This window comes from Robinsoniella sp., from assembly GCF_034124845.1.
Map to the genome: position 1 here is coordinate 30,016 of NZ_JAWYAJ010000206.1, position 10,810 is coordinate 40,825.

Below are 10,810 nucleotides of genomic sequence, written 5' to 3' on the forward strand. Positions count from 1 at the left end.
GCTGTTAGAAACAATCCCTGAAAACAATTTCGATAAATCGGTCTTACTGGTGGACTTATTGCTGCATCAGGGGCAATGCGATGAAGCAGCCGAGATTATCGAGCAAAAGCTGCTAACCTCATTGAGCAGTATCCAGCCCCTTATGCAAAAACTGATAAATATTGAATTGACAACCGGAAATAAAGAGAAAGCTGAACAAATTGCCCAAATTGCGGAAAGTATGGTTTCTTTATTCGGTCTTTGGGATTACGGGGCTTTTGTGCCAAAGTTACAGCTTTCTTTGTTTGAAAATGATGTTGATAACAGTATCCTGCAATTGAAAAAAATCATCCATGCTATTCATACCTCCTGGGATTTAAGCAAACTGCCTCTCTATCACCGAATTGCCCAGATGCCCGGCATCGATATGAAAAAGGCTCTTGTTCCGGCGTTGGTACATGAATTTGAAAATAGCAAAGAATATGATTTTCTTCGCGATCACAGAGAATTTCAAAAAATTATTTCGGATTTATCTCAAGAGTGCTGATCCCCTGCCTGCTAAATACGCCCTCTGCTGTTTTTCCTGTAATCAGCGGGGCTGCAGTCATTCAGCTTTTTAAATGCTTTTGAAAAATAATGATAATCATTAAAACCGGATTGTTCCGCTACTTCTTTGATCTTGCATCCGGTGTCACGCAGCAATTCTCTGGCACACTCCATGCGGCAATCCAGCAGATAGTTGGAAAATCCAATCCCCATCTCCTGTTTAAAGAGATAACTGAGGTAGGCATGGTTCACTCCCACTGCCTGCGCGGCATCACTTAGTCCGATCTGATGACGGTAATGGCTGTGTATGTACGCTAATGCCTGCTTTATTACAGCGCTGACATTTTTGGGTATCTCTTTTGACCGCTCCGAGAACAGGCGTCTGGAATAATCCTCACAGATTCTGCCCAGATCCTCGATCCTTGTAATCGCTGCATATTCATCTGCCGTTCTTTCCAGCTTTACCTTTGCATCCAGATTTTTCAGCCAGTGCACAACGGCCTTACTGTCCGTACAGCTCTTTTGGCATGCCGCCATAACCTTTTCAAAGGCATCCCGAAGTTCCTCTTGTTTTTTTCCTGCAATTATTCCCGGCATATCTTCCAGAAGACTTTCTGCCTCCAAAGGCATCTGCTTTGCAATGGTTCTTGCCCCATCAAAATACAAAATGTCATTATCTTCGTAAAATTTCAGCTTAATCATTTCCCTTGCCTGATGGTAAGCCTGACGTATTCCATCTTCTCCGATGCAGATATTACTTACCCCTACCGCATACCTGTACGGCTCCTGTTTACAGCATTTAAAACAGGCGGATGCCACACTGGTCAGCTTCTGCTTCATCAGACTGCTTCTGCACATGGCAGATAAGTCTAAGAAGCAGCAGAAAATCCCTTCTCCCAAATAGATCTCTTCCACGTATGCACTTTCTGTTCCCAGGAGCAGTTCCAGCTGCTGGGTGAGCGTATGCAAAAAAAGCCGGCTGTACTGATCCGCCTCCAAGGGCGACAGCTGTGCCTTTACAACTGCCCAGTCAGGGATAAACATATTGATTACCGCACTGTTGATAAACTTCCCGCTGATTCCAGCCTCCCGACTCTTTTGTTCTCTTTCCTCCCGGGTCATGGTTCCTGACAGCAGCTGATTAAAAAAATGATACTTCAGAGAATGACTTCCCATTTTAATCAGCTTTCTGGTCCGTTCCTCTTCATCCAGCCTGACTTGCATATGCGCCATCTGATGTCCGGCATTTTCCAAAAGCTCATACAGGGAATCTTCATCCAGAGAATTTTTCAGCACATATTCATTTGCCCCAAGCTTCATGGCTTCCTTTACGTAGTTAAAATCATCGTGGCAGCTCAGCACAATGATATATATTTCCCGGTCCCTTTCCCGGATTCTCCTGATCAGTTCAATCCCGTCCATAAGGGGCATGGAAATATCCGTAACCAATACATCCGGCAAAGCCTCTTCTGTCAGGCGGAGTGCTTCTTCCCCATCCCTTACATCCCCTATAATTTCATAGCCCGCCCGTTTCCAGGCTTCCAGCTGTTTTAAATACGTCCTGACCAAATAATCATCGTCTACAATTATCGTTCGAAACATCCCACACCTCTCCTTTGCCGCTATGCGTTTTTCTCTGTCTTTAACCGGCATATTGGATTATACCGCGTATTCGTCCACCTCTCTGTATGCCGGCAGAAACAGACATGCTTTAGTTCCACGTCCGCTGCTTTCATAAGTAATTCCGCCCTTTTCCCCATAGTACAGCTCCAGGCGGTCCCTCACATTCGCCACGCCGATGCTGCTCAGTCCGCTGGTCTTTCTTGCTTTCTGCGTCAGCAGGCTTTCGATCTGCTCCGGTGTCATGCCCCTGCCGTTATCTTCCACTTCCAGATAGAGCATCTCTTCCACAACGCCTGCACGAATGATGATTCTGCTGTCCGGATTTTTCATGTCCAGGCCGTGAAGCAGCGCATTTTCCACAATTGGCTGCAGCAGCAGTCTTGGTACAAAGCAGCCGTTTGCCTCCTGTTTCGTTTCGATATCCACAGAGAATTTTCCTTCATAGCGGAATTCCTGAAGCCGGATATAATTTTCCAGAATATGCAGTTCATCAGCCACAGTAATAAATGTTCCTTTTTTATTAATGCTCGCCTGCAGCAGTTCAATAAAGTCACCAATCAGCGTCCCCAGCTCTTTTTCTCCCTTGAGCAGAGCCGCATACTTTATGGAATTAAGGGTGTTGTACATAAAATGGGGAGTAATCTGATATTGCAGTGCTTCCAGCTCCGCATCCTTCTTCAGCATTTCTTCTTTAACCAGCTGGCCGATCAGTTCATTAATATGATCCAGCATGCTGTTAAAATTGCAGGACAATTCTCCGATTTCATCATTTGTGTCAATTTCAGCCCTTTTATCCAGCTCACCGCCGCTTACTTCCTTCATGGTGTCTGTAAGGCATTTAAGCGGCTTATACATGGCTTTTGTAATAAAATAGGCAAGGAATACCGCTGCCAGTACAAATATGGCTAAAAACGCCGCCAGAAAGTATTTCAGCTGGTTCAAATCCTTTAGAATCTCACTTCTGGCAACGACCATTAAAAACTGGCAGCCGCTGAAAGTCCCTTTATAAAAGACACCCAGTTTACTTTTATCCAGGCTGTTGGTGAACCCATTCTTGTATAGAACGTCAAAATCTCTGCTCTTATATACACTTCCCATATCTTCCGCATTTTGGGAGGATACAATTTCCCCCTGGTCATTTAAAATCATGGCAGCGGTTGTCTTCTGGTCATAAAGCCCATCCAGATATTTATAAAATATCGTCCGTTCTTCCACATTTGCCATCATATAGCCCAGTATCTCACCGTCATCACCCTCTATGCTATCTATATATGATAAAAAATCAGAGGACGATCTGAGTGGATCAGGTACAATCGCAGGCATACTGCCGGAAACCGCCGCCTGTGCAATCGCAGCTGTCTTTTCTTCTGCAAGCTGCTTTTCATAGATGGGATAATCCTGGGACGTGATCATGATTCCAGCCTTTGGGAGCACCAGATAGACTGATCCGATATCGCTGTAACGACGTTTATAAGTCTTAAGCCTGGAAGCAATATCTTCCAGAATCAGTTCCCGTCCGGTACTTAGATATTCCTGAATCTGCTCTTTCATTTCCCCGTCACAGGAAGCCTGTACCGTAATATAATAAATTTCTTTTAGCGAATCATCAAATACCTTCCCCATTTGTTCCATGCGCCCATACAGATTTTTCCCATAGTTATCTTCCACCATTTCCGAGGATTTAAAGTAAAAGGCGATGGTGATGGATAGCGCCGTAATCAGGGTAATGCCAACTATTGCCAGCAGGATTTTGCTGCGTATACTGTGAATCATAGATACCCCTTTTCCCGTATTAATTTTTCAAACACGCTCCAGTACCCTGTCAAGCAGGCTCCCTCATGTTAATTGTATTATAAGAACTCCTGACGAAAGAGTCAAGATAGCAGCATCTTAAAAGACGGGTAATTCCCGAAATGTATAAAAGCCCCGTCCCGGAGCATGCATTCTCCTGAGGACCGGGGCTTTTACAGAGTTTAATATTCGATTTTTACAATGCCGCCCTGACGGTAAGCTTCTGTTGTGGCAAAGCCGATCTGTGTAGATTTTGTTCCGTCATAAACGGTAACTTCCGGTTTGGTATTGTTTTGTACCGAGTTAATAAATTCTTCCATTTCCAGGCGGTAGGATTCTGCAAATCTTTCCGGGAAACCGCTGACACATTCCTGAACTACACCCTGGTTATTATAGAGCATACACAGGTTCTTAGCCGGAACAGGACTGACACGGATAGAGCCTTCCGTACCCACGATTTCCGTTTCCACGTGATACCCGTGAGGAGCTGTGCGCCCCACATGGACAAATCCTACGGCACCATTTTCACATTTATACATCGCCACACCGGTTTCATCATCACCTGCCGCTTTAAACTCCGGATGCTTAAACGTAGATCCTGTGGCATAGACTTCCACCGGGTCAGAGCCAAGGAACCAGCGCATCAGGTCAATATCGTGAATAGCCATATCAATAAAGATTCCACCGCTGGTTGCCGCAAATTTAATAGCACCATCAACCATAGCTTCCGGGTCGATTCCGGTTGCCTTTACCATATAAGGAGTCCCGATGGCTCCTTCTTCTATCTTTTTCTTTGCATAAGCGTAAGACGGGTCAAATCTTCTCATGAAACCAAGGAAAAATACGAGTTCCGGATGGCGTTCCACGGCTCTTTCTGCAATTTTACATTCCTCTACATTTACGCCCAGAGGCTTATCTGAAAATACGTGTTTACCTGCATCTAATGCTGCTTCTATCTGCCAGCAGTGCTCTCCGCTGGTTGTGATTATGGCAACTGCATCAATATCAGCCTTAGCCAGCATCTCCCGATAATCGCTGTATACCTCCTTTACGCCTAACTCTTCCTGTGCATAGGTAAGCTCTGCGGGCATAATGGAACATGCTGCAGTCAATTCTGCATTTGGAATCTTAAATGCCAGATTTCCTGCGTGTACCTTTCCCAATCTGCCTAAACCTGCAATTCCAACCTTAACCTTTTTCATGAATAATTACCTCTCTTCTTCTATTATTTTTCACTATTTTCCAAGTCCCAGAGGGGAGAAGATGAAATATAATACTATAAGGCCCGCCACACAGAATAGAGATGCCAGTTTCATATGCTTCCAGGGCGTTAAGTCTACCGCTTTTACATCCTCCAGGACAAAATCTGTTTCTCTTGGATGAATCTTTCCAATCAACAGCAATACCAGTACATCAATGATGAATAAAACGCTTAAGATATATAAATAATGGACATTCAATGGTAAAAACTTCGAAATACTATACAGGATAACATGGGATACCAAAACTACTTTGGGCGCTGATGCAGGCACCTTTTTCGAGAAAATCCCCACAATGACCGCCGCCAGAATCGGCATATTATAAAATCCGAAACAAGACTGCAGGAAATCATATAATCCGGTAGGCGCAAAACTTACTAACGGCGCTACTACGATAGAAAGTGCAGCCAGCCCGAATCCAAAACGCCTTCCGATTTTAACCAGATCTTTATCGGTTGCCTTGGGATTGAATAAGGGTTTATGTATATCCAGTGTGTACATTGCAATCGAACCGTTTAAAGCACCATTAAAAGAGCTTAAGATCGCACCGAATAAAACGGCTGCAAAGAATCCCAGCAATGCCTTTGGCAGTACATCCAGTACCAGCATTGGATAAGCCAGATCCGGATTGGCAAGTGACGTTCCGAATTTCCCATATGCGATAATACCGCAGAAAGTGATAAACAGTGGTGTAAGCAGCTTAAATGCCCCAGCCAGCAGTGCACCTTTCTGTGCTTCTTTTAAATTTTTGGCAGCAAGTGCTCTCTGAATGATGGACTGATTGGTACACCAGTAAAACAGGTTATTAAACATCATCCCTGTGAAAAGCAGCGGCCATGGTACCATGGGTGCCTGTGCATTTGCCGGATTTATCGCATTAAATTTTTCAGCAGGGATCAGTTCAATCAAATGCTGGATTCCTGCAAGCGGATTCCCCCCGCCAAGGGACGCCAGCCCCAGCAGCGGAATCATAAATCCGCCGATAATTAATCCAATTCCAAAGACACTGTCCGCTGATGCCGAAGCCTTCAGCCCTCCGATAACCGCATAGGCTGCCCCGATGAATCCCAGCGCCGTAGCTGTTACAACCACGCCCATAAACTGGGAACTGCCAAGCATTTTATCAATTCCAAAAATCTGGTTAAACACCAGTGCCCCGGAATACAATACAGTGGGCAGATAGCAGAATAAATAACCCAGCAAAAACAAAACCGAAACGATTCTCTTTACTCTTCCGTCATACCTTTTTTCCAGAAACTCCGGTATGGTTGTAATTCCCGCTTTTAAATACCTGGGCAAAAAGATCGCTGCCAGAAAAATAGTTGCGATACAGGAAGTCGCTTCCCATGCCATTGGTCCCATATTTGCCGCATACGCCTGACCGCTTTGCCCGATTAGCTGTTCGGTAGACAAATTTGTCAAAATAATCGAACTTGCAATAACCGGAGCGGTGAGCGATCTGCCTGCCAGAAAGTATCCATCCTGGGTATCCAGGCTTGACTTTCTCGTTTGTCTTACAACGTAAACCCCTACCAAAACCATACAAAGTAAAAAACTAAATACCGTAAATAACATTTCCTTACCGCCTTTCTTTTTCCATCTGATAGCTTTATTCTACCTGATTTCAAAAGCTTTCCCAGTAAGGTATTTTTTAGATTAGCGGGTACTTTTTATGGGTTACTTTTTAAGTATTCAAATAAATTACCATATTCATAATCTCATCATTATCATATTGTAATATTTCTATATTTTTGTGTCTTATTTTTAGGTTTGGATATATTATGATAAAGTTTCTTTTAATTTTTCATAATCTTCTACATTTTCATGGGTAATTATTTCTACAGGAAGGATCGTCTGGTCCTCCTGTACATTTCCATTTTTATCATTAACGATATAACGGATCGTCTCCTCTCCAATCGCATAACCGGACTGGGATGCCAGTGCCGCAATGCCGCCGTTTTTTACTGCCTCTATGGCATCTTCCTGGGCATCCACCGTAACGATGGTGACCGGGCTCCCTTTCATATACTCCATGATGCCAAGAGCTGTTACTGCGCTGGTGGCGAAAATTCCAGAAATATCCGGATTATCGTTCATAAGTCTGCTTATTTCCCGTTCAGACATCTGAAGGTTACTGTATCCGCTCTCCACAAATGACACCTGAATATCGGTATTTTTTTCGATATAGTCCTCAAATCCTTTGATTCTGCTGGCATGTGCCGTCTGTTTCAAATCCCCCGATATAATTCCAACTTTCCCCTTACCACGTAATTGTCCAGCCATGTACTCAGCCAGATCCCTTCCTGCCTTTTCATTGTCAATCCCAATATAAGGCACACTGGCATCCGCAATCTGCGTATCATAGGAAAATACCGGTATCCCCATATCCTGCGCCTCTTTTATGTAATCAGCATTGCTGTAGGAATCTATGGGAGATACCGCCAGTGCATCCACCTTTTTATCCAGAAGATCCTGTATCATTTTTTTCTGAAGCCGGACGTCAGTTTCCGTATCCGGCGAAACAATTAAAACGGAGACGCCCTCCTCATCGGCTGCTTTTTCCATACCGGAACAAACAGACATCCAATATTCACTGTCTCTGGATTTCGTCACAACTCCGATCACATACGGATCCGTTTTCGATACCGTCTCCTGTCTTTTACTGCACCCTGCCAAAAGCACCATACACAACACTCCCATAAGGAGCAGCCCTGTTTTCCTCATACACTTTACCCCGTCAGCCAATTTTATATATAGAAAAGAGAGGTTGAAATAACATTCCTGCCTCCCAATTGTCTTTTTTCATTATATCCAATATCGGGAAGGTAAACAAGTGAAGATTCATGATGATACTTCTGATGTCTCCCGGGGTAAATACAATAGAGCGCATTTGAAAATTCATTCCTGCCATCTGTACGCCCCAGTCTCATCCCGTAAGCCCAGAAACAGAGAGCTATTCCGAAGTATTCGTACCCTTCATCTATGATTGGTATATCGTCTGGAATACCTCTATATGCCGTTTTACATTTTCGTAAACGCCGGTTTCCATAGCCGTATTTAAATCAAAATAATTGTGTTTTCCCGGAGTACCCATGTACGCCTCAACTTTTTCCATCAGGCTGTTAAAGCTCGCCGTTGCAATGTTCACTTTACAGATTCCCAGGGAAATTGCCCTTTGGAAATCTTCATCTGTAATTCCGCTTCCACCATGAAGTACCAGCGGAACATCGGTACTTAGATGGATTTTCTCCAGAACATCAAATGCCAGTGTCGGCGCAACCGGATAATTGCCATGGGCATTCCCGATAGCAACAGCCAGTGCATCCACGCCTGTTTTTTCACAGAAGATCTTAGCATCCTCCGGATCGGTACAGCGGATTCCATGGTCACAGCTTCCATCTTCACTTCCCCCAACCAGTCCAAGTTCCGCTTCCACAGTCGCTCCGTATTTTTTAGCCAGCTCCACCACTTGTTTTGTCTTTGCTATATTATCTTCAAAAGGGCTGGTAGACCCGTCAAACATCACAGAGGTAAATCCCAGTTCTAATGCCTTATTTACGGTTTCCATTGTGAGACCGTGATCCAGATGCACGGCTATATCCACCTTTGCTTCTTTAGCCGCCTGCACCATCATAGGTCCCATTAATTCCAGGGGTGAATGTTTTAACCTCACCTCTGCGATCTGCAGTATAATTGGAGTATTTGTCTCTTCCGCTGCCCGCAGGGCACCTTTTACCATTTCCATGTTCCCCACACTGAATGCCCCGCATCCTGTTTTTGCTGCCTTAGCTCTTTCCAGCAGGTCTTTCATTTTTACTAATGCCATCGATCATTCCTCCTATTCTATTTTCATTAATTTTGATTCTATATTAATGCAATTACAATTACTTTACTGTAATTACTCTTGCCGGTTTCTTTTTTTCCTGATTCCCAAAGTCTTTTCCTGCCCGCTTATCCGACAATTCTCTTTCCAGGAGAAGGATAAACAGAACGGAAAGCGCTGCACAAATTACCCCGACTATAAATCCCATGTTGGTATCAAAACCATTGGCTGTCATTAAATTAGCCACAAAGGGCGCTCCAAGGGTAGCAATTACAATTCCTGACATGACAAATCCGTAGTTTTCCCCGGAATGGGAAAGCCCGAAAATGGAGCTTGTAAGGGAGGGGAAGCTTCCCATGATTCCTCCATAGCAGCCATACATCAGCACTACGGAAACGGTGGTGAGAGCAGTAAACATAGATTTCGATACTGCCAGCATAATCATCGCTGCAACCGATACCACCAGCACTCCTTTTACACACTTCACTCTTCCAATTTTATCCGCCATAGAAGGCAGAAACAGTCTTGCGGATGCATTCATGATGGAGCCTAACATAACCGCCGTTACAGCAATGGATACGCCAATTCCCCGTTCTGTCTGAATCCCCTGTGCAACCGGGGAAATCATGAAATAAGAAATCAGCCCAAAAAGCATTGTTGCAACCAGATAGTAGAATTTTCTGGTACGTATCATCTCTTTGGATGTATATTGTTTTTGCTTTTCCAAAGAGGGCGTCTCATCTGCAACCCAACCGGGACGATCTGCTTCCCTGACGCCAGCCTGCCGGGGATTTTTGATAAAAATGCATCCTAAAACCCAGGAAATGGCTATTACGATTCCAATCACCAAAAACGCCGTTTTCGGACCATCCTCCGCTAAAATCGCTCTGCTGACCGGAGCAAGAAAGAATCCGCACAGACCATTTGCCGTAACCACAACGCCTGATGCAAATCCAAGTTTGTGGGGAAACCACTTCTGTGCTGTGGAAAGAATCGTGGTATACATCATTCCCTGTCCAAATCCCTGCATCACACCATATGTAAAATACATGGGCAGCGGCGACGGTATCATCAAAAATGCCGACAGCAAAATACCCGCCGCAAAGATACCTCCTCCAACTGCAATTGCTATTTTGGGACTATATCTGTCCTGAATACGTCCTCCAAAAATATTGCCAAACACAAAGGTTAACATAGACAGATAAAAACACATGGACGTCTGTCCCTCTGTCCATCCTGTCAGTTCCCGGATATACGGCTGATATACAGACCATATATGAGGATAACCGGTAAAAAATATCGCAAATGCTCCAAATATCATCATCAGCACCCGCTGCCTTTTCTGCCTGCTGTTTAAATACATCTTTTTCTCCTCCCATAAAGCCAAAATCGCAAATCATTAATAGTTAAATAATTATTAAAGAACTTTTTATTATCTTTAACCTGATTTTGGATATGTATTGATCATTTTTATGCATTTATCCTAGCATGTTTTGATATTGTTGTCAATTGTTTTTGGTTATATTTTAACTTCATCGTGATAATATTATGGTAGTGTTGCTGAAATTTTCAAAAAGATACCGTTCTTGTACTCTATAATTCAAACAGATCAAGGGAATACACTTTGTATTTTCTGGCATACACATCCATAAAATTAAAAATATTACAAAATACACCTTTTCAACTTACCCAAAATATACTATAATATACTCATCATTTAGGAGAGGGAATGGACTATGCGTACAAAAAGAATTGACTCAATCGAACAATACATATTAGAACAAAAATC

General features: G+C 43.6%; 7 protein-coding genes and 2 pseudogenes. 1 reads left to right on the plus strand and 8 read right to left on the minus strand.

From position 1 onward, the window contains the following. A pseudogene (locus tag ACH2DQ_RS09680) lies at positions 1-526 on the plus strand (hypothetical protein); the annotation flags it as partial. 11 nt (positions 527-537) lie between these two features. Here ACH2DQ_RS09680 and ACH2DQ_RS09685 read toward each other — a convergent pair. The 8 genes and pseudogenes from ACH2DQ_RS09685 to ACH2DQ_RS09720 form a co-directional block, all read right to left on the minus strand. Continuing rightward, entirely contained in the window at positions 538-2,127 is a 1,590-nt protein-coding gene (locus ACH2DQ_RS09685; RefSeq protein WP_395026562.1) for a response regulator, read from the minus strand. A 57-nt stretch (positions 2,128-2,184) separates the two neighbouring features. Next, the gene (locus ACH2DQ_RS09690; RefSeq protein WP_394912774.1) at positions 2,185-3,921 is read right to left on the minus strand and encodes a sensor histidine kinase; all 1,737 of its coding nucleotides are present in this window, start codon (positions 3,919-3,921) and stop codon (positions 2,185-2,187) included. 200 nt (positions 3,922-4,121) lie between these two features. Then, positions 4,122-5,141: a Gfo/Idh/MocA family oxidoreductase gene (locus ACH2DQ_RS09695; protein ID WP_394912775.1), complete on the minus strand. Its 1,020-nt coding sequence runs from the start codon at positions 5,139-5,141 to the stop codon at positions 4,122-4,124. A 33-nt stretch (positions 5,142-5,174) separates the two neighbouring features. Continuing rightward, positions 5,175-6,773, minus strand: a complete 1,599-nt coding sequence (locus ACH2DQ_RS09700) for a solute:sodium symporter family transporter (RefSeq protein WP_394912776.1) — start codon at positions 6,771-6,773, stop codon at positions 5,175-5,177. 204 nt (positions 6,774-6,977) lie between these two features. Continuing rightward, entirely contained in the window at positions 6,978-7,922 is a 945-nt protein-coding gene (locus ACH2DQ_RS09705; protein WP_394912777.1) for a substrate-binding domain-containing protein, read from the minus strand. A gap of 13 nt (positions 7,923-7,935) precedes the next feature. Further along, a pseudogene (locus ACH2DQ_RS09710) lies at positions 7,936-8,121 on the minus strand (hypothetical protein); the annotation flags it as partial. A 57-nt stretch (positions 8,122-8,178) separates the two neighbouring features. Further along, complete coding sequence (locus ACH2DQ_RS09715) at positions 8,179-9,024, minus strand: class II fructose-bisphosphate aldolase (RefSeq protein ID WP_394912778.1); 846 nt, start codon at positions 9,022-9,024, stop codon at positions 8,179-8,181. A gap of 58 nt (positions 9,025-9,082) precedes the next feature. Further along, positions 9,083-10,384 (minus strand): OFA family MFS transporter, encoded by a 1,302-nt coding sequence (locus tag ACH2DQ_RS09720; protein WP_394912779.1) that lies wholly within the window; start codon positions 10,382-10,384, stop codon positions 9,083-9,085. Between the last annotated feature and the right edge of the window lie 426 nt (positions 10,385-10,810).

Coding starts and splice junctions, on each gene's coding strand:
- ACH2DQ_RS09685 (WP_395026562.1), bottom strand. CDS start 2,127: ATGTTTCGAACGATAATTGTAGACGATGATTATTTGGTCAGGACGTAT.
- ACH2DQ_RS09690 (WP_394912774.1), bottom strand. CDS start 3,921: ATGATTCACAGTATACGCAGCAAAATCCTGCTGGCAATAGTTGGCATT.
- ACH2DQ_RS09695 (WP_394912775.1), bottom strand. CDS start 5,141: ATGAAAAAGGTTAAGGTTGGAATTGCAGGTTTAGGCAGATTGGGAAAG.
- ACH2DQ_RS09700 (WP_394912776.1), bottom strand. CDS start 6,773: ATGTTATTTACGGTATTTAGTTTTTTACTTTGTATGGTTTTGGTAGGG.
- ACH2DQ_RS09705 (WP_394912777.1), bottom strand. CDS start 7,922: ATGAGGAAAACAGGGCTGCTCCTTATGGGAGTGTTGTGTATGGTGCTT.
- ACH2DQ_RS09715 (WP_394912778.1), bottom strand. CDS start 9,024: ATGGCATTAGTAAAAATGAAAGACCTGCTGGAAAGAGCTAAGGCAGCA.
- ACH2DQ_RS09720 (WP_394912779.1), bottom strand. CDS start 10,384: ATGTATTTAAACAGCAGGCAGAAAAGGCAGCGGGTGCTGATGATGATA.